17 protein-coding genes are annotated in these 18,763 nt (G+C 67.7%); 11 read left to right on the top strand and 6 right to left on the bottom strand.

The features are described 5' to 3' along the window. Positions 1–194 precede the first annotated feature (194 nt). Positions 195–1,163 carry a 4-(cytidine 5'-diphospho)-2-C-methyl-D-erythritol kinase gene (locus tag ABQE44_RS02285; RefSeq protein ID WP_448393199.1) on the bottom strand — a complete coding sequence of 323 codons (969 nt, stop codon included), beginning with the start codon at positions 1,161–1,163 and terminating at the stop codon, positions 195–197. 72 nt (positions 1,164–1,235) lie between these two features. Here ABQE44_RS02285 and ABQE44_RS02280 point away from each other — a divergent pair, with 72 nt between their 5' ends. Then, entirely contained in the window at positions 1,236–2,030 is a 795-nt protein-coding gene (locus ABQE44_RS02280; protein ID WP_448393198.1) for a serine/threonine-protein kinase, read from the top strand. 8 nt (positions 2,031–2,038) lie between these two features. On the opposite strand, the gene rsmA is transcribed toward ABQE44_RS02280, so the two are convergent. The 3 genes from rsmA to ABQE44_RS02265 all read right to left on the bottom strand — a co-directional run bounded on the left by rsmA (position 2,039) and on the right by ABQE44_RS02265 (position 5,011). After that, positions 2,039–2,962: a 16S rRNA (adenine(1518)-N(6)/adenine(1519)-N(6))-dimethyltransferase RsmA gene (gene rsmA / locus ABQE44_RS02275; protein ID WP_448393559.1), complete on the bottom strand. Its 924-nt coding sequence runs from the start codon at positions 2,960–2,962 to the stop codon at positions 2,039–2,041. After that, positions 2,959–4,086: a resuscitation-promoting factor gene (locus ABQE44_RS02270; RefSeq protein WP_448393197.1), complete on the bottom strand. Its 1,128-nt coding sequence runs from the start codon at positions 4,084–4,086 to the stop codon at positions 2,959–2,961. The genes rsmA and ABQE44_RS02270 overlap by 4 nt, the downstream gene beginning before the upstream one ends. 70 nt (positions 4,087–4,156) lie before the next feature. Then, positions 4,157–5,011 carry a TatD family hydrolase gene (locus tag ABQE44_RS02265; protein WP_448428060.1) on the bottom strand — a complete coding sequence of 285 codons (855 nt, stop codon included), beginning with the start codon at positions 5,009–5,011 and terminating at the stop codon, positions 4,157–4,159. Positions 5,012–5,036: 25 nt separating this feature from the next. On the opposite strand from ABQE44_RS02265, the gene metG reads away from it, so the two are divergent. From metG to ABQE44_RS02230, 7 genes are all read left to right on the top strand, one after another. Beyond that, complete coding sequence (metG, locus tag ABQE44_RS02260; RefSeq protein ID WP_448393195.1) at positions 5,037–6,584, top strand: methionine--tRNA ligase; 1,548 nt, start codon at positions 5,037–5,039, stop codon at positions 6,582–6,584. A 2-nt stretch (positions 6,585–6,586) separates the two neighbouring features. Next, positions 6,587–7,936: an NADP-specific glutamate dehydrogenase gene (gene gdhA, locus ABQE44_RS02255; protein WP_448393194.1), complete on the top strand. Its 1,350-nt coding sequence runs from the start codon at positions 6,587–6,589 to the stop codon at positions 7,934–7,936. Between the two features lie 91 nt (positions 7,937–8,027). Continuing rightward, positions 8,028–9,209 (top strand): NAD(P)/FAD-dependent oxidoreductase, encoded by a 1,182-nt coding sequence (locus tag ABQE44_RS02250; RefSeq protein WP_448393193.1) that lies wholly within the window; start codon positions 8,028–8,030, stop codon positions 9,207–9,209. Beyond that, on the top strand, positions 9,206–10,108 hold the full coding sequence (gene sigJ / locus ABQE44_RS02245; RefSeq protein ID WP_448428058.1) for an RNA polymerase sigma factor SigJ: 903 nt from the start codon (positions 9,206–9,208) through the stop codon (positions 10,106–10,108). Before ABQE44_RS02250 ends, sigJ begins: the two co-directional genes overlap by 4 nt. 80 nt (positions 10,109–10,188) lie before the next feature. After that, the gene (locus ABQE44_RS02240; protein WP_448428056.1) at positions 10,189–11,403 is read left to right on the top strand and encodes an NAD(P)/FAD-dependent oxidoreductase; all 1,215 of its coding nucleotides are present in this window, start codon (positions 10,189–10,191) and stop codon (positions 11,401–11,403) included. Beyond that, on the top strand, positions 11,400–12,323 hold the full coding sequence (locus ABQE44_RS02235) for an RNA polymerase sigma-70 factor (RefSeq protein WP_448393190.1): 924 nt from the start codon (positions 11,400–11,402) through the stop codon (positions 12,321–12,323). Before ABQE44_RS02240 ends, ABQE44_RS02235 begins: the two co-directional genes overlap by 4 nt. 90 nt (positions 12,324–12,413) lie before the next feature. Beyond that, complete coding sequence (locus ABQE44_RS02230) at positions 12,414–13,664, top strand: aminodeoxychorismate synthase component I (RefSeq protein ID WP_448393189.1); 1,251 nt, start codon at positions 12,414–12,416, stop codon at positions 13,662–13,664. Here the strand turns inward: ABQE44_RS02230 and rsmI are convergent. Further along, positions 13,620–14,456 carry a 16S rRNA (cytidine(1402)-2'-O)-methyltransferase gene (rsmI, locus tag ABQE44_RS02225; protein WP_448393188.1) on the bottom strand — a complete coding sequence of 279 codons (837 nt, stop codon included), beginning with the start codon at positions 14,454–14,456 and terminating at the stop codon, positions 13,620–13,622. The genes ABQE44_RS02230 and rsmI overlap by 45 nt on opposite strands. A gap of 24 nt (positions 14,457–14,480) precedes the next feature. Here rsmI and ABQE44_RS02220 point away from each other — a divergent pair, with 24 nt between their 5' ends. Next, a complete protein-coding gene (locus tag ABQE44_RS02220) occupies positions 14,481–16,022 on the top strand; it encodes a dolichyl-phosphate-mannose--protein mannosyltransferase (RefSeq protein WP_448393187.1) in 1,542 nt (513 codons plus the stop codon). 113 nt (positions 16,023–16,135) lie between these two features. Then, a complete protein-coding gene (locus tag ABQE44_RS02215) occupies positions 16,136–17,008 on the top strand; it encodes a type IV toxin-antitoxin system AbiEi family antitoxin (protein ID WP_448393186.1) in 873 nt (290 codons plus the stop codon). Positions 17,009–17,058: 50 nt separating this feature from the next. Here ABQE44_RS02215 and arcA read toward each other — a convergent pair whose 3' ends face one another. After that, positions 17,059–18,270 carry an arginine deiminase gene (gene arcA, locus ABQE44_RS02210; protein ID WP_448428054.1) on the bottom strand — a complete coding sequence of 404 codons (1,212 nt, stop codon included), beginning with the start codon at positions 18,268–18,270 and terminating at the stop codon, positions 17,059–17,061. A gap of 46 nt (positions 18,271–18,316) precedes the next feature. Here arcA and soxR point away from each other — a divergent pair, with 46 nt between their 5' ends. Then, complete coding sequence (gene soxR / locus ABQE44_RS02205) at positions 18,317–18,751, top strand: redox-sensitive transcriptional activator SoxR (protein WP_448393184.1); 435 nt, start codon at positions 18,317–18,319, stop codon at positions 18,749–18,751. Positions 18,752–18,763: the final 12 nt, after the last annotated feature.

Raw genomic sequence — 18,763 nt, 5'->3', positions numbered from 1 at the left:
GACCGCTAGTTTTCACCGTCGCTCATCTTATGCAACTCTTAAGTAGCTGCCAAACTCTCGTGACTTTTGAGTCGTGTGTCACACCCTTCTGGGCGCCGGGTTCACCGAGTTCTGCGCCCGGGTCGTGATTGAGAATCAGCAACCCTCCGGTGGAACTCGGCGCCAAGGGCGTGCGAACGGCGTGCGGCGTGGGGTCAGACCGGCGTCGACGGCGCCGGGACGACACGCGCCCCGTGTACCGGTCCGCTGGCCACCCGCACGCTGCGGCACACGCCGGAATCCGACAGCATCGCGCCGACGTCGAGCGCCGCGGTGGCCGATGCGCACAGGAAAGCGCACGTCGGCCCCGAACCCGACACGATGCCTGCCAGCGCGCCGGCCTCGGTGCCTGCCGCCAGCGTGTGGGCAAGTGCGGGGTCCAGCCGCAACGCCGCCGGTTGCAGGTCGTTGCCCAGCAGCGGTGCCAGCGTCTTCGGATCGCCCGATGCCAGCGCGCCCAGCACCGGTTCGGGATCCGCGAGGCGCGGGGGCTGATCGGGCGAGCCGGCGTCGCGCATCCGGTCGATCTCGGCGAACACCGCCGGCGTCGATAGCTCACCGTCTGCGAACGCCAACACCCAGTGAAAAGTGTTGCGGGCCAACACCGTCGCCAGCTCTTCGCCGCGGCCGGTGCCCAGCGCGGTGCCGCCGTGCAGCGCGAACGGTACGTCGCTGCCGAGCTGGGCAGCCAGCGCGTGCAGATCACGTCGCGGCACCCCGAGTTCCCACAGCGTGTTCATGCCCACCAATACCGCCGCCGCGTCGGCGCTGCCGCCGGCCATGCCCCCGGCCACCGGAATCGACTTGTCGATGGAGATCGCCACGTCGGGTGCGCGCCCGACGTGCTCGGCCATCAGCTCGGCCGCCTGCCAGGCGAGGTTGCGCTCGTCGGCGGGCAGTGAATCGACCCCTTCCCCCGACATCTGAAGCGACAGCACGTCGGCGTTGCGTACGGTGACCTCGTCGAGCAGCGAGACGGCGTGAAAGACCGTGGTCAGCTCGTGATAGCCGTCGTCGCGGAGGTCTCCGACCGCGAGGTAGAGGTTGACCTTGCCCGGCACCCGCACGGTGACCGACCCAGTGGGGACCCATTCCGAGGCGGTGTTTCCGTTCCAGGTCGGCACGGCACGACACTATCGGAGTCCGGCGGCCGCCAGCAGCCGTCTGCGCAGGCAGGCTGAACCTAGGCTGAAACGGTGATTGCCCCTGGCGACCGGTTCGAAAGCTACGTCGTTGACGCGGTGCTGGGTCACGGCGGGTACGCGACGGTGTATCTGGTGCACGACGCCGCCGCTCCGCACCGGCAGGCGGCGCTGAAGATCCTCGACGAACGACACCGCCACCAAGATCAGGTCGCGCGACTTCGCCGGGAGTTCGAGCTGGCGCACCGGCTGGACCACCCGCACATCGTGCAGGTCTTCGAGCGCGGGCGCGGTTGGCTGACAATGGAAGTCGTCGATGGCGGCGGGGTGGCGACGCTGGCCGAGTTGGACGCTCGGCTCACCGCGCTCGGCCAGATCGCCGATGCCCTGGACTACACGCACAACCGCGCGGTCGTGCACTGTGACGTCAAACCGGCCAACATCCGGATGAGCTCGGAAGACCGGCTGCGCGCTGTGCTCATCGACTTCGGCGCGGCCCATTCGATCACCGACGACATCGGGCGTCGCCCCGCCAGGGCCGAGTTGTCCCTTCCGTACGCGGCGCCGGAACTGATCGCCGGCCACGCCCCGACGTCGGCCACCGACGAATACGCGCTTGCCTGCACCGCCGTCGAGCTGATCACCGGGTCACCGCCGTTCACCGACGACTCCAGCATGGCTTTGATCCGCGCTCACCTACACCGGCGACCGCCGCGGCTGTCACGCCAATACTCTTGGCTGCCAAGAGTGTTCGATTCGGTACTGACCAAAGCACTGGCCAAGAACCCCGCCGGTCGCTACCAGTCGTGCCGCGAGCTCGTTTCGTTGATCACCCGGGCACTGCACTAGGGGCGCAGCTAGCTGACGCCGATGGAGCCCTTCTCCTGCTCGCCGGCGTCCTGTTCGACCTCGGGCTCATATGCCCGACCCGACCGCTGCAGCAGCCGCACGAAGTCCGCGATCGACAGCGTCTCGCCGCGCCGCGACGGATCGATGCTCGCGGCCAGCAGGTGGCTGGCCGATTCGTTGCCCGAACCGGCCCATTCGGCGAACGCGTTGCGCGACGTCTTACGACGCTGCGCGAACGCGATGTCGATCAACCCGAAGACCTGCTTGCGGAAGACCTCGTCGGTGGGCCACGGTGAGACCTCGTAGCGGTCGATGCGTACGAGCCCGGAGTACACCCGCGGAATCGGCCAGAACACCGTCGGCGACACCATGCCGAAGCGGCGCACGTTGCCGAAGAACCTGGCTTTGACGCTGGGTATGCCGTAGTCCTTGCCGCCCGGTTCGGCGGCGAGCCGCTCGGCGACCTCGGCCTGAACCATCACCATCACGGTGCGGATGGAGGGGAACTCGGCCAGCAGGTGCAGCAGCGCGGGCACCGCGACGTTGTAGGGCAGGTTGGCGACCAGCGCGGTGGGCTCATCGTCCATCTCGGCCCGTCGAAACGTCAGGATGTCGCGGTTGAGCACCGTCAGCCGGTTGATCTCGCTGTGCGAATGATCGGCGATGGTCGTCGGCAACTGACGGGCCAGCACCGGATCGATCTCGACCGCGGTCACCCGCGCCCCGCGATCCAGCAGGGCCAATGTCAGGGACCCCAGACCGGGGCCGACCTCGAGCACGTGATCGTGTCGGTTGACGCCGGACGCGGACACGATTCGCCGCACGGTATTGGCATCGTGGACGAAGTTCTGTCCAAACGATTTGCGTGGCCGAAAGTCAATCTCTTTGGCCAGATGTCGTATCTCGGTCCGCCCGAGTAGTCGAATGGTCAGCGCGCCCCAATCCTCCCGCTACACGTCGGCCACGCACCCCAACCTTGCCGCGCCCGAGTGACCTCAGCAATCGCAATTTGCTCTTCTCTTGTCGCCAAGTCGGCTCTCGCAGCATACCTCAGACCACCGTTTCGCTCCCAGGTGTTCTGATCAAATTGCACACCGCCGTAATATCCGTTGCCCGTATTGATGGCCCAATTACCTCCGGCTTCGCACCGGGCAAGGGCGTCCCAAACAGCTCCGTTGGAGACCGGCGGAACCTCGGTTCCTGGCTTGGCGCCAACGCGAACCACGCCTTCGCGGGCCGGATCAATAACGACATTGGCTACTGGCAGTCTGCCGGTCTCCACGCCGTTGATTTTCGCGATGGCAAAGGTCACGTCCTGTGTGCCGGGCGTTCCGGGGTCCTCGACCACAGTCCGGCTCTGGTTCAGCGTGGGGTCCTCGACGCGCGTGGTGTGCGCGGGCAGCGGGACCCGCTCGGTGACATGGTCGATGCGGACGCGGGTGACGTGCACGGTCATCCCGTCGACGACGGGTGCGGGCGGCGCGGGCACCACGGTGTCCTTCTGCTGCAGCGGCGCGCCTGCGGCCTCCAGCAGCGCGGCGACGTTGGGTGCGGCCAGGTGCACGGTGCGCAGCCTCCCGGCGTCGTGCAGGTGCACCGTTTTGGGGCTGACCACTGGAAGTGACATGCCTGCCAGCGGAACCCGGCTTCCGCGCGACGCCGCGGCGGGCGCCTTGTCGGTCATCTGCAGTTGCGCCAACGCCTCGTCGACCGTGGAGGCCGTGGTCCAGACCTCCCTGCTGTTCTCACCGTCGAGCGAAAGCTGCAGCGGGCGGCTGCGACGCAGCACGATCGTGTCGGACTGGCGAACCGGCGCCTCGGCGGCCGGGTAAAGATCGTCGCGTTCGCTGACGTCGAACCCGTTCTCGGCGACGACATCGATGACACGCGACTTCATGGTCGCCACGTTGGTGGTTGTGCCGTCCACGGTCAGCGTGACTGTTTTGTGCGCAGCAACCGCTACCCCGCCGGCGAAAACCAGTGCGAGCAATGTCGCGCCGACCAGAAGCCGCAGCAACGGCGAGCGCGTTTCATGAATCTTGTTTATGACGTTCAAAATTTGCTTTATCCCGACTCGGACGGCGTGCTAAGGGCGCTGTTCGATCACCGAACGATAACGAAAAGGACTACGTCCAACAACTCGGCAGCCTGTAGGCCCGTGCGGTCGTCTCAGTAGTTGCTTGGGCAAGGACTTCCGCGCGCCTGCCGAGCAGTTCGGCCAGCGCCCGCACAGTGTAGGGCAAGCAGTACGGCTCGTTGGGGGCGCCTCGGTACGGGTGCGGCGTCAGAAACGGTGCGTCGGTCTCCACGAGCATTTGCTCGAGCGGTATCAGCGACGCCGCTTCGTGCAGCGCTTTGGCGTTTTTGAAGCTGACGGTGCCCGACAGGCTCAGCAGCCAGCCGGCCTCGACGCAGGTGCGGGCCATCTGCGCGTCCGAGGAGAAACAATGGAAGATCACGGTCTCGGGCGCCCCTTCGGCGCGCAGCACGTCGAGCACCTCGGCGTCGGCGTCGCGGTTGTGGATCATCAGCGGTTTGCCGGTCCGCTTGGCCAGGTCGATGTGCCATGCGAAAGCCTCGCGCTGACGGGCGGGTTCCGCGCAGCCGTCTAGCTTGCCGGGCCAGTACATGTCCATGCCGGTCTCCCCCACCGCGACCACCCGGGGGTGTTCGACCAGCCGCTCGACAACGGTCTTGGCTTCCTCGGTCAGCGCATCGGCCCGGGTGGGGTGCAGCGCGACCGCGGCATAGACGCGGGGGTCGGCGTCGGCGGCTTCGGTCACCCAGCGTGCGGAGTCCAGGTCGTCGGCGATCGTGACGACGGCCTGCACGCCGACCTGTTCGGCGCGGTCCACGATCGCGGCGATGCTCTCGGCGTCGGTGGCGCCGCAGGCGTCGAGGTGGGTGTGCGCGTCGATGAGCGGGCTCAGCGGTTCCGGTGCGGGCGGCGGCTGCCGTCTGCCTGGGCGCTTCTCACTCACGGCAACACCATAAGCTGACCTAGAAATGAAACAGCCGTACTACGTCACGACCGCGATCGCCTACCCCAACGGCGACCCGCACGTCGGCCACGCCTACGAGTACATCGCGACCGACGCGATCGCGCGTTTTCGGCGTCTCGACGGCTACGACGTGCGGTTCCTGACGGGCACCGACGTGCACGGGCTGAAGATGGCCGAGACAGCCGCCGCCGAGGGAGTCGCGACCGCGGAGCTGGCGCGGCGCAACTCCGACGTGTTTCAGCGGATGCAGGAAAAGCTCAACATCTCGTTCGACCGGTTCATCCGCACCTCCGATCCCGACCACTTCGAGGCGTCCAAGGAGATCTGGCGCCGGATGAACGACGCCGGCGACATCTACCTCGACTCCTACCAGGGCTGGTACTCGGTGCGGGACGAGCGGTTCTTCACCGAGGCCGAGACCATCGTCGGCGCCGACGGTGTGCGATTGTCCGCCGAAACCGGCGCACCGGTGACGTGGACTGAGGAGCAGACCTACTTCTTTCGGCTCTCCGCGTACGCCGAGCGGCTGTTGGCGCACTACAAGGCCAATCCGGAGTTCATCGAGCCCGAGGTGCGCCGCAATGAGGTGGTCAGCTTCGTCACCGGCGGGTTGCGTGACCTGTCCATCTCCCGCACCACGTTCGACTGGGGTGTACCGGTTCCCGACCACCCCGACCACGTCATGTACGTGTGGGTGGACGCTTTGACGAATTACCTGACGGGCGTGGGCTTTCCGGATACCTCATCGGATCTGTTCACCCGCTACTGGCCCGCCGACCTGCATATGATCGGCAAGGACATCATCCGGTTCCACGCGGTGTACTGGCCCGCGTTCCTGATGTCGGCGGGGATCGAGTTGCCGCGCAAAGTCTTTGTGCACGGCTTCCTGCTGAACCGCGGCGAGAAGATGAGCAAGTCGGTCGGCAACGTGGTGGACCCGAACGCGTTGGTCGACACCTTCGGGCTGGACCAGGTGCGGTACTTCTTCCTCCGCGAGGTGCCGTTCGGCCAGGACGGCAGCTACAGCGAAGATGCGATCATCGGGCGCATCAACGCCGATCTGGCCAACGAACTGGGCAACCTGGCCCAGCGTTCGCTGTCCATGGTCGCCAAGAACCTCGACGGAATCGTGCCGGAGCCGGGTGACTTCACCGCGGAGGATTCCGAGTTGCTGGCCGCCGCCGATGCCCTGCTGGAGCGGGTGCGCGGGCATTTCGATGCGACGGCGATGCACCTGGCACTGGAAGCGATCTGGTCGGTGCTGGGCGCGGCCAACCGGTACTTCTCGGCGCAGGAGCCGTGGGTACTGCGAAAGTCGGAGTCCCCCCAGGACGGGGTACGCTTTCGAACCGTCCTCTACACGACGTTAGAGACCGTGCGGATCGCGGCGCTATTGAGCCAGCCGGTGATGCCGGAATCGACGGGTAAGCTGCTCGACTTGCTCGGGCAGCCTGCCGAACAACGCACATTCGCGTCGGTTGGCACGCGGTTGGCGCCGGGTACGGCGCTGCCCGCACCGACCGGCGTGTTCCCGCGCTACCAACTGGACTGAGAATGAGTGGCCTTCACAACAAGCTGCACGACATCTACGAGGAAGTATCCCGGCGCAACCCGGGCGAAACCGAGTTCCACCAAGCCGTTTACGAGGTGCTGCACAGCCTGGGACCGGTGGTTTCCAAACACCCGGAGTACGTCGACACCGCGGTGATCCGCCGGCTGTGTGAGCCGGAACGACAGATCATCTTCCGCGTGCCGTGGGTCGACGACACCGGCACCGTGCAGATCAACCGGGGCTTCCGCGTCGAGTTCAACTCAGCGCTCGGGCCGTTCAAGGGCGGTTTGCGGTTTCACCCCACGGTGTACCTCGGCATCATCAAGTTCCTCAGCTTCGAGCAGATCTTCAAGAACTCGCTGACCGGTATGCCGATCGGCGGCGGCAAGGGTGGTTCGGACTTCGACCCGAAGGGCTGCTCCGACGGCGAGGTGATGCGGTTCTGTCAATCGTTCATGACCGAGCTGTACCGCCACCTCGGTGAGTACACCGACGTGCCCGCCGGCGACGTCGGCGTCGGCATGCGCGAAATCGGTTATCTGTTCGGGCAATACAAACGGATCACCAACCGCTACGAGTCCGGTGTTCTCACCGGCAAGGGCCTGACGTGGGGCGGGTCGCAGGTCCGCACCGAGGCCACCGGCTACGGCACGGTCTTCTTCGTCAAGGAAATGCTCAAGGCGGCCAACGACTCGTTTGAGGGCAAGCGGGTGGTGGTCTCGGGTTCGGGCAACGTCGCGACCTATGCGATCGAGCAGATCCACCACCTCGGGGGCACCGTGGTGGCCTGCTCGGACTCCAGCGGCTACGTGGTCGACGAGAAGGGCATCGACGTGGCTCTGCTCAAGGAGATCAAGGAAGTTCAGCGCGGCAGGATCATCGACTACGCCGAGGCCAGGGCCGGTGCAGCCCGCTCCGTGCAGGGTCGCTCGGTGTGGGAAGTGCCGTGCGACATCGCGATACCGTGCGCCACGCAGAACGAGATCAACGGCGACGAGGCCGGATACCTGATCAAGAACGGCTGCCGGATCGTCGCCGAGGGCGCCAACATGCCGTGCTCACCGGCAGCGATCAAGCAGTTCAACGAGGCCGGCGTGACGTTCGCGCCCGGTAAGGCCGCCAACGCCGGCGGCGTCGCGACCAGCGCGCTGGAGATGCAGCAGAACGCCTCGCGCGACTCGTGGACGTTCGTCGACACCGAGAAGCGACTGGAAGAGATCATGCGCCGCATCCACAACCGGTGCCTGTCGACCGCCGAGGAGTACGAGCAGCCGGGCAATTACGTCGCAGGCGCCAACATCGCCGGGTTCATCCGGGTGGCCGACGCTATGCTGGCCCTCGGTCTCGTCTAGTGATGTAGGTCACACCGGTCCGCCCGGCCGTTACGTCCCCGCTCTCGACGGTGTCTCAAGGACACGAGATCCTGGAGAGTAAGGAGACATCATGGCCGACACCCGCACCCATGTCGTTGTACTCGGCGGCGGATATGCCGGAACCGTCGCGGCCAACCGGCTGCAGGCCGACGGGAACTGCGACGTCACGCTGGTCAACCCGCGACCCCAGTTCGTCGAACGCATCCGACTGCACCAGTTGGTCGCCGGAGTCGACGACGCCGTCGTCGACTACGCGGAGGTGCTCGGTGAGGGCATCCGGTTGGTCACCGACCGGGCCACCCGCATCGACGCCGCGGCGCGCATCGTGGCCCTGGAATCCGGCGACACGCTGGACTACGACTACCTGATCTACGCGGTGGGCAGCGGCGTGGCCGCCCCGACCGTTCCCGGAGCCGCCGAATTCGCCTATCCGATGGTCGAATTCGAGCACGCCACCCGACTGCGCGCCGCACTGGACGACGTCGGCCCCGCCACTCCGATCACCGTCGTCGGCGCCGGCTCGACGGGCATCGAGACGGCCGCCGAACTCGCCGAGCAGGGCCACCCGATCACGCTGGTGTGCGGCGGCGAGCTGGGTCCGTACCTGAGCGCATCGGGCCGACGTTCGGTCGCGCGGCGCCTCGCCAAGCTCGGTGTGACCGTGCTCGACGGGCCGGGCAGTACCGTCACCGCCGTCACGCCAAGCGCGGTGACGCTCGCCGACGGCCGTGAGCTGCCCAGCCCGATGACCGTGTGGACGGCCGGTTTCGGCGTACCGGATCTGGCAGCCGCCAGCGGGTTGAGCACCGACGCGCTGGGCCGGCTGATCACCGATGAGACGCTGACCAGTGTCGATGACGTGCACATCGTGGCCGCGGGCGATGCGTCCGCGCCATCGAACGAGCCGCTGCGGATGTGCTGCGCGTCGGCTGCCCCGCTCGGCGCTCAAGCCGCCGACACCGTGCTGGCCCGGATGGCGGGCACCGCGGCGCCGCCGCTGAGCGTGGCGCTGGCCGGGCAGTGCATCAGCCTGGGCAGCAAGGCGGGCATCTTCCAGCTGTCCCATACCGACGACACGGCGACGCGGCTGTACATCGGTGGCCGCGCCGGCGCGGCGCTCAAGAAGACCGCGTTGCAGGCCTCGGTCAAGTTGCTGGCCCGCGAAGCGCGCAAGCCCGGCTCGCTGCGCTGGCTCAAGAGCGACAAGCGCAAGCAGCGCCTGGCCAGCACCGAGACGGTCACGATGTCATGAGCTCTCACGAAGAGCATGCCGAGCGGTTCACGCTGCTGCGCCCGCTGTTGTTTACGATCGCCTACGAAATCCTCGGTAGTGCAACCGAATCCGACGATGTGCTGCAGGACAGCTACCTGCGGTGGGCCGAGGTGGATCTGGCGACGGTGCGCGACACCAAGGCCTACCTGGCACGGCTGGTCACCCGGCAGGCCCTCAACGCGCTGCGGACGAGCAACCGCCGCCGCGAGGACTACGTCGGCCCGTGGCTGCCCGAACCGCTGCTGCTCGACGAGCACGACGCCGAAGCCGACGTCGTGCTCGCCGAATCGGTGTCGATGGCGATGCTGGTCGTGCTCGAGACGCTCACCCCCGACGAACGCGCGGTGTTCGTACTGCACGAGGTGTTCGGGTTCAGCCACGACGAAATCGCTTCGACCATTGGCAAATCGTCGAACGCGGTGCGCCAGATGGCCTACCGCGCCCGCGAACACGTGCAGTCGCGGCGCCGGCGGATGGAACCCGTCGACTTCGCCACGTCGGTGCGTGTCACCGAACAGTTCATGACCGCGGCGGCCACCGGCGACATGGAGCAGCTGCTGACGATCCTCGCACCCGACGCGACCTGGACCGCCGACAGCGGCGGCAAGGCGCCGGCCGTGCGTCGTCCGGTCGTCGGCGCGAAGAAGGTGGCTGCGATGATCGTCGCGTTCATGCGCCACGGACCCGAGCGGGTGCCTGCGCTGCGCTTCGAAACGGTCAACTGCAACAACACCCCGGCGATCATCGTCTACGACGGCGACGAGCCGCTCGGTGTGTTCCTGGTCGAGATCGTCGACGCCAAGATCACCAACTTCTACGCGATGGCCAATCCGGAGAAGCTGGCCGGGATCGCCCGGCCGCGCACGATCCGCCGCTGAGGGTGTGGCCTGCGTCACGTCCTGTCACATCCGGGCGGCTTGCGGTGTCTAGAGGGCAGAACCCGTTGAGAGGAGCAACCATGACCGACAAGCGCGCACATGTGATCGTCATCGGCGGCGGGTATGCCGGGGCGTTGGCGGCCAACCGTCTGCGAGGGCGCCCGAAATCAATCCCCGGGTCGCTCCGCTCCCGCCCGCCGGACGTCGACGTCACCCTGGTAAACCCACGCCCCCAGTTCGTCGAGCGGATCCGGCTGCACCAGTGGGTGGCGCGCAGCGGCGAGGCCACCGTGGACTTCGGCACGCTGCTCGGCGACGGTGTGCGGCTCGTCGTCGACACCGCCACCCGCATCGACACCGCGTCGCGCACCGTGGCGTTGGCGTCGGGCGACACGCTGGCCTATGACTACGTGATCTACGCCGTCGGCAGCACCGGCGCCGTAACCGACACAGTGCCCGGTGCGGCCGAATTCGCCTATCCAATCGGGGAATTCGAGCTGGCTCAGCGACTGCGCGCGGTGCTGGACGAGCTGCACAGCGACGCGCCCGTCACCGTGGTGGGCGCTGGGCTCACCGGTACCGAGACGGCGGCGGAGTTGGCCGAGCAGGGCCGCAACGTCACGCTGGTCTGCGGCGGTCGGCTGCTACCGAGCCTTTCGGAGCAGGCGCGACGCTCGGCGGCCAAGTGGTTGCGCAAGCACGGGGTGAAAGTCCTCGAGTCCGACGTGGTGACCGAGGTTCGATCCGACGCGGTGGTGTTCGCCGACGGCGCGGTACGTCCGAGCGCGTTGACCGTGTGGACGGCCGGCTTCGGAGTGCCTGCGCTCGCCGCGCAAAGCGGCCTGCGCACCGATGCGCAGGGCCGGTTGCTCACCGACGAGACACTCACCAGCGTGCAAGACCCGCGCATCATCGCCGCGGGCGACTGCGCGTCCCCGTCGGACGCGCCGCTGCGGATGAGTTGCCAGTCGGCCTCGCAGCTGGGACCGCAGGCGGCCGACACGGTGCTCAGCCGGATCGCAGGCACCGAACCCGCGCCGCTGCAGTACGGCTTCGCGGGATCCAACGTCAGCTTGGGCCGTCGCGCGGCGGTCATCCAGTTCGCCCGTCAGGACGACACCGCGGTGCGGTTCTACGTGCCGGGGCGGCTTGGTGCCGCGATCAAGGAGGCGGTCTGCAAGGGCACGGTGTGGGGGATCCGCCGGGAGGCCCGCAAGCCCGGTTCCAGCTTCTGGTTCAAGGGTGGCCCGCGTCCCGAACAGCCAGCGCACACCGGGGTAGCGTCGGTGCGATGAACACCGGGCCGGGTGACGTGGGGGTACCTCCCGCTTTCGGGGGACACGTCGAGCGGTTCACGCAGCTGCGTCCGTTGCTGTTCACGATCGCCTACGAGATTTTGGGCAGCGCAACCGAATCCGACGATGTGCTGCAGGACAGTTACCTGCGTTGGGCGGAGGTCGACCTCGCGACGGTGAGCGACACCAAGGCCTACCTGGCACGGATCGTCACCCGGCAGGCGCTCAACGCGCTACGTGCCCAGTCGCGTCGGCGTGAGGACTACATCGGCCCGTGGCTGCCCGAACCGCTGCTTCTCGATGCCACCGATGCCTCATCCGATGTGATTCTCGCGGAGTCGGTTTCGATGGCGATGCTCGTCGTGCTGGAGACACTGAGCCCCGACGAACGTGCGGTGTTCGTGTTACGTGAGGTGTTCGGCTTCAGCCACGACGAGATCGCCTCGACGATCGGCAAGTCCGCCGTCGCGGTGCGGCAGATGGCGCACCGCGCCCGTGCGCATGTGCAGTCACGCCGTAAACGGTTCGAGCCGGTCGACCCGAAGCTGTCGGCGGAGATCACCTCCCAGTTCTTCGCGGCGGCCGCGAGCGGCGACGTGGACGGGCTGCTGGAGATGCTCACCGACGACGTCACATGGACCGCGGACAGCGACGGCAAGGCCAGCGCGGCCCGCAGGCCGATCGTCGGCGCCGAAAAGGTCGCCAGGGTGCTCGTCGGGCTGATTCGGGCCGCCGGGGACCGCGGCCGCGTCGAACCGGCGATGTACAACAACGCCCCAGCGCTCAAGCTCTACCTCGGTGACAGCTTCGAAGGGGTCATCACGGTGGAGATCACCGACGGGCGGATCTCCAACTTCTATGCGATGCGCAACCCCGACAAGCTGGCCGGGGTCGACATCCCCCGCACGATCAGCCGGTAACTTCCTGGCGCGAGAAGACGCAAAAACCCCCAAAAAGAGGCTCGGAAGGGGGATTTTGCGTCTGCTCGCCGAACACAGCAAGCTTGACCGGTGCGGATCGAACGGCTCGGCGACCTGGGCAGCGCCCCTGCGGTGCTGCGCACCCTCGGTTACGCCACCGCCCGGCGCGGCATGCCACCGCCGGGCGCGCTGATCGGAGAGTGGTTCGAGTCGCGCGCCGTCATCGCGCCGTCGCTGGCGACCACACCCGTTCCCCCACCCGCCGTGTTCGACGTCGCGCCCGGTGCATCCGGCGGCGCGGTCGGCGGCGGGTGGTTCGGCTACCTGTCCTATCCCGACGCCGGCGCCGACGGAGCCGGGCCACGCATCCCGGAGGCGGCAGGCGGCTGGTCGGACCACGTGCTGCGCCAAGACCGCGACGGCCGGTGGTGGTACGAAAGCCTTTCCGGCGCAGGGCTTTCCGGATGGGTGATTGACGCGCTCGGCACCGAAGTGACGTCGCGGCGTTGCGAGGTGGTGTGGGACGAGGCCGACCGAGACGCGCACCGCCGTGGCGTGTCGGCGTGCCTGGACGCGATCACGGCGGGCGAGGTCTACCAGGCGTGTGTGTGCACGCAGTTCCGCGGCCGGGTCACCGGTTCGCCGGTGGACTACTTCGTCGACGCGGTCGCACGCACCTCCCCCGCCCGCGCGGCGTACGTCGCGGGCGACTGGGGCGCGGTGGCGTCGCTGTCACCGGAGCTGTTCCTGCGCAGGCGCGGTGCGGCGATCACGTCCAGCCCGATCAAGGGCACGCTCCCGCGCGATGCCGATCCCCGCGCGCTGCGCGCGTCGGCCAAGGAGGTGGCCGAGAACATCATGATCGTCGACCTGGTGCGCAACGACCTGGGCCGCGTCGCGATCACCGGATCGGTCACCGTGCCGGAGTTGCTTGCCGTGCGGCCCGCGCCCGGGGTGTGGCATCTGGTGTCGACGGTGACTGCGCGGGTGGACACCGCCATGCCGATGACCACGGTGCTCGACGCGACGTTCCCGCCCGCCTCCGTCACCGGCACACCCAAGACGCGGGCGCGGCAACTGCTGCGCGGCTGGGAACCGGTTCGGCGCGGAGTCTACTGCGGCACAGTCGGTTTGGCGTCACCGGTGGCTGGTGTCGAGCTGAACGTGGCGATCCGCACGGTGGAGTTCGACGCGTCGGGCAACGCGGTCCTGGGCGTCGGCGGTGGCATCACCGCCGACTCCGATCCCGAACGCGAGTGGCAGGAGTGCCTGCACAAGGCGGCGCCGATCACCGGGTCAGCTGCGCGACCGCAAGACCGCGTCGTAGAGCTCACGCCGTGACGGCGCCCCCGGATGCGCGGCGACCACCTCCGCGCACGCATCCTTGACGCGCACACCGTCGTCGACCAGCTTGTGCACCTCGGCCACCAGCGTCTCGAGGTCGGCCCGCGGCACCGCGCCGGCCAGCACGACGGTGATTTCGCCGAGTACGCCGTCGGCCGCCCGGTCGGCGAGTTCGGCCAGCGAGCCGCGCAGCACCTCCTCGTGGGTCTTGGTCAGCTCCCGGCACACCACCGCGCGCCGCTCCGCACCGAGGACGTCGACGGCGTCGCTCAGCGTCGCCGCCAGCCGGCGCGGCGACTCGAAGAACACGCAGGTGCGCTGCTCGACAGCCAGCGTGGTGAGCCAGGTTCGGCGCGCGGCCTGCTTGCGCGGCGCGAAACCTTCGAAGCAGAACCTGTCGGCGGGCAGGCCCGACACCGCGAGCGCCGTCGTCACCGCCGACGGCCCGGGTAGACAGCTGACCGGCAGGCCGGCATCGATACAGGCCGTCACCAGGCGGTAGCCCGGGTCACTGATCAGCGGCATGCCGGCGTCGCTGACGGCCAGCACGGTCGCGCCGCCGCGGATGTCGTCGACCAGGCGCGGCACCCGGGTCGCCTCGTTCTGGTCGTAGAGGCTGATGACCTTGCCGACCGGTTTGACCTCCAGCGCGGCGGCCAGCGTCCGGATCCGGCGGGTGTCCTCCGCCGCGATGACGTCGGCGCTGGCGAGCGCCCTGACCAGCCGCGTCGAGGCATCCAACGGCTGCCCCAACGGCGTGGCAGCGATCAACAGCCGGCCGACACTCATGCCCGACAGCCTACGATCGCAGGCGTGACCGCCCCCGCCACCGATGCTCCGCGTGCGGTGCCGGTCATCAGCCCGGCGCCGCAGGTGCCGGTCGCCGACTTCGGGCCCGTCGACCGGTTACAGGGCTGGCTGATGACGGCCGTCATTGCCGCGTTGGCGGCGGTGACGCGGTTTTTGAACCTGGGATCGCCGACCGACGCGGGCACCCCGATCTTCGACGAGAAGCACTACGCGCCGCAGGCGTGGCAAATCCTGCACAACCACGGTGTCGAGGACAACCCCGGCTACGGCCTGGTGGTGCATCCGCCCGTCGGTAAGCAGTTGATCGCGATCGGACAGGCGTTGTTCGGCTACACCGGGCTGGGCTGGCGGTTCTCCGGCGCGGTGTGCGGCGTGATCATGGTGGTGCTGGTGGCGCGCATCGCGCGGCGGCTCAGCCGGTCGACGTTGGTCGGCGGGATCGCCGGGCTGCTGGTGATCGCCGACGGGGTCAGCTTCGTCACCTCGCGCACCGCGCTGCTCGACGGGTTCTTGACGGTGTTCGTGGTCGCGGCGTTCGGCGCGCTGATGGTCGACCGCGATCAGGTGCGCGAGCGAATGCACATCGCGCTGTTCGAGGGTCGCATCAGCGAAACAGCCTGGGGGCCAAGGCTTGGGGTGCGCTGGTGGCGGTTCGGCGCGGGCGTGCTGCTCGGGTTGGCGTGCGCCACAAAGTGGTCCGGCCTGTACTTCGTGGCGTTCTTCGGCGTGATGACGTTGGTGTTCGACATCGCCGCGCGCCGCCAGTACCGGGTGCCGCGGCCGTGGCTGGGCGCGTTCCGGCGCGACCTGGGGCCGTCGCTGTATGCGCTCGTGGTGATTCCGTTCCTGGTGTACGTGGCGTCCTACACGCCGTGGTTTGCCTCCGAGAACGCGATCGACCGCCACGAGGTGGGCCGGTCGATCGGTGAGCACAGCGTGTTGCCGATCCCCGACGCGTTGCGCTCGCTGTGGCATTACACCTACGGCGTGTACAGGTTTCACTCTGGCCTGACCAACGCCGACGGCAACCACCACCCGTGGGAGTCCAAACCGTGGGCGTGGCCGATGTCGCTGCGGCCGGTGCTGTACGCGATCGACAACCAAGATGTGCCGGGTTGTGGCGCGCAGTCGTGTGTGAAGGCCGTGATGCTGGTCGGCACCCCTGCGATGTGGTTCCTCGCGGTGCCGGTGCTGGGGTGGGCACTGTGGCGTGCGTTCATCAAGCGCGACTGGCGTTTCGCCGCGGTGCTGGTCGGTTACGGCGCTGGCTTTTTGCCGTGGTTCGTTGGCATCGACCGGCAGATGTACTTCTTCTATGCCGCGACGATGGCGCCGTTCTTGGTGCTGGCGATCGCGTTGATCCTCGGCGACATCCTGTACAAGCCGCGGCAGAACGCCGAACGACGAACGTTGGGGCTGCTCGCGGTGAGTTTTTATGTCGCGCTTGTCCTTACGAACTTCGCGTGGCTGTTCCCGATCCTGACGGGCATTCCGATCTCGCAGGAGACGTGGAACATGCAGATCTGGCTACCCAGCTGGCGTTAGTTCCGTTCGCGAAACGTACACCACGGTCGTCGTTGGCGAGTTATCCACAGCCCTGGTGTAAACCTCGCGAATCGAGGGCAGAGTTGTCGGCGCTCCTGGCCAGCATCCGTGGCATGGAAAAAGCATTCCTCGGCGCCGAACTACTAGGCAGCGGTCTGACGCGAAGCCAGTTGCGCTGGCGCTACAAGGCCGTCCACCCTCGCGTCTACGTGCCGTGCGGTACTCCGCCTTCGGTGCATCTCGACGCACACGCGGCCTGGCTCTGGACGGATCGCCGCGGCATCGTCGCCGGTCGCGCCGCTGCTGCATTGCATGGAGCGAAGTGGGTCAACCCGGGCACGCCGATCGACATGATCGCTCCGCGTGAGCGGCGGCGGCCACGTGTAGTCCTCCGAAATGAACGGATCGACTGGGACGAAATCTGCGAGATCGGCGAGCTCGCGGTCACCACGCCGGCACGCACGGCATTGGACCTGGCTCGACACCTCAACCGCGACTTGGCCGTCAGGCACCTCGACGCGCTGGCTGCGGCGACCGGTGTGACAGCTGACGACGTGGCTCCGCTCGTCGAGCGGTATCGCGGCTGGCGGTGGATGAAGCGGGCCCGCATTGCACTGGATCTGATGGACGGCGGTGCTCAGTCGCCCAAGGAGACCTGGCTGCGACTGCTCGTCATCGACGCCGGATACCCGCGGCCTCGCACCCAGATCCGGCTTCACGACGGCTTGGTTGGAGGAGCCGAGGCGTTCCTGGACATGGGTTGGGATGAGCCGATGATTGCATTGGACTACGACGGTGAACAGCATCAGACGGATCGTCCACGATTCGTCCACGACATCGGGCGAAACGGGTTCGTGGAGTCTCAAGGTTGGCTCGACATCCACGTCGTCAAGGAGCACAGCCGCGGGTTCATATTGCACAGACTGCGAGAGGCCGCCGAGCGTCGCCGGTGGTTTCCGCTCGCGAGGCGTACACCAGGGCCGTGATCACGCGGGGTTCGACGGCCCTGGTGTACGTCTCGCGAGGCACGAAAAAACTACAGCGGGTCGCGGGCGGCGGGACACGACATGCACCGCGGTCCGCCGCGGCCGGTGCCCAGTTCGGCCGCCTCGATTGCCAACACCTCGATGCCGGCATCGGCCAGCCGCGCATTGGTTTCGGTGTTGCGCTCGTATGCGACCACGACCCCGGGCGCGAGCGCCAACGTGTTGTTGCCGTCGTCCCACTGCTCACGCTCGGCAATCACCGGGTCCAGACCCGTCGCGATGACCCGCAGCCGCTCGATACCCATCGCCTCGGCCGCCGCATCCACGAACGGCACCGCGTCGTCGATGCGCACCCCGCCGCTGCCGTTGCGATGAATCGTGTACGCCGACAACGAGTCCACCACGCCCGGATACATCACCACCGCGTCGACGTCGACCATGGTGCACACCGTGTCCAGGTGCATCTGCGCGCGTTGCTGGGTGATCGGCACAGCCAACACGGTGTGCGCCAGATCGTCGTCGAACAGGCTGCGGGCCAACGCTTCCGCACCCGCGGGCGTGGTGCGCTCGCCCACCCCGACAGCCACCACACCCGACGCCAGCAGCAGCACGTCACCGCCCTCGACGGGAGCCGACCGGGATTCGTATGCCCGCCGCACCCCCAGGAACCGAGGGTGATGCGCATAGATCACATCGGTCAGCGACGTCTCGCGCACCCGTGCGGGCAATGCCAGCGAGGTGATCGCCACCCGCGGGCCGATCCAAAACGACGAGTCGCGGGTGAACATCAAGTTCGGCAGTGGGTCGATGACGAAGTCGGCGCCGTGGTGCATCTTACGCACCAGCGACAGTTCGCTGTCGCGGAACGGCAACTCGTTGAACGTCATCCCCGCCATCAGCACCCGCGCCAGCGGCGCTGGGTCCAGACCGCGCAGATACGCCGAGAGTTCTTGTGCCAGCGGCAGTCCCAACCGCCTCGGGTCCACCGCCGCGGCGATACCGTGCATCCTGGCGGCGCCGCTGTGCTCCAGCGCCTCGGTCAGCAGGTCGGCGAGCCGCAACACCTCGACGCCGCGCGACTGAAGCAGCGCGGCGAACGCGTCGTGCTCACGCTGCGCCCTGGCCACCCACGGCACACCGTCGAACAGCAGCGCGTCGTTGTTACGGGGCGTCAACCGCTGCAGTTCGGCGCCGGGCCGGTGCAGGATCGCCACCCGCAGCGCGCCGACCTCGGAATCGCATCCCAATGCAGCACCCGTCACGTTTAGCACCGTAGCGCCACGCGCCACCTCAACTATTGTTCAGGTCATGGAGCGCATCCCTGAACTGACTCCCGGCGAGATGTCGGTCCGCAGCGGCGTAGCGGTGTCGGCACTGCACTTCTACGAACGTGAGGGCCTGATCACCAGCCGGCGCACTGCGGGCAACCAACGCCGCTATGCCCGCGAAACCCTGCGCCGCGTCGCGTTCATCCGGATGTCGCAGCGGTTGGGTATCCCGCTGGCGCGCATCCGGGAAGCGTTGGCGACCCTACCCACCGACCGCGTTCCGACCAGCAAGGACTGGGGCAGGCTCTCGGCGGGCTGGCGCGAGGACCTCGACGACCGGATCCTGCACCTGCAGCGGCTACGCGACAACCTGACCGGATGCATCGGCTGCGGTTGCCTGAGCCTGAAGACGTGCGCGTTGACCAACCCCGACGACGTGCTCGCCGAACACGGCCCCGGCGCTGTCCGGCTCTGATGCTTCGAACGC

The organism is Mycolicibacterium sp. XJ2546 (genome assembly GCF_053483195.1).
This window is presented reverse-complemented; position numbering and strand designations above follow the sequence as displayed.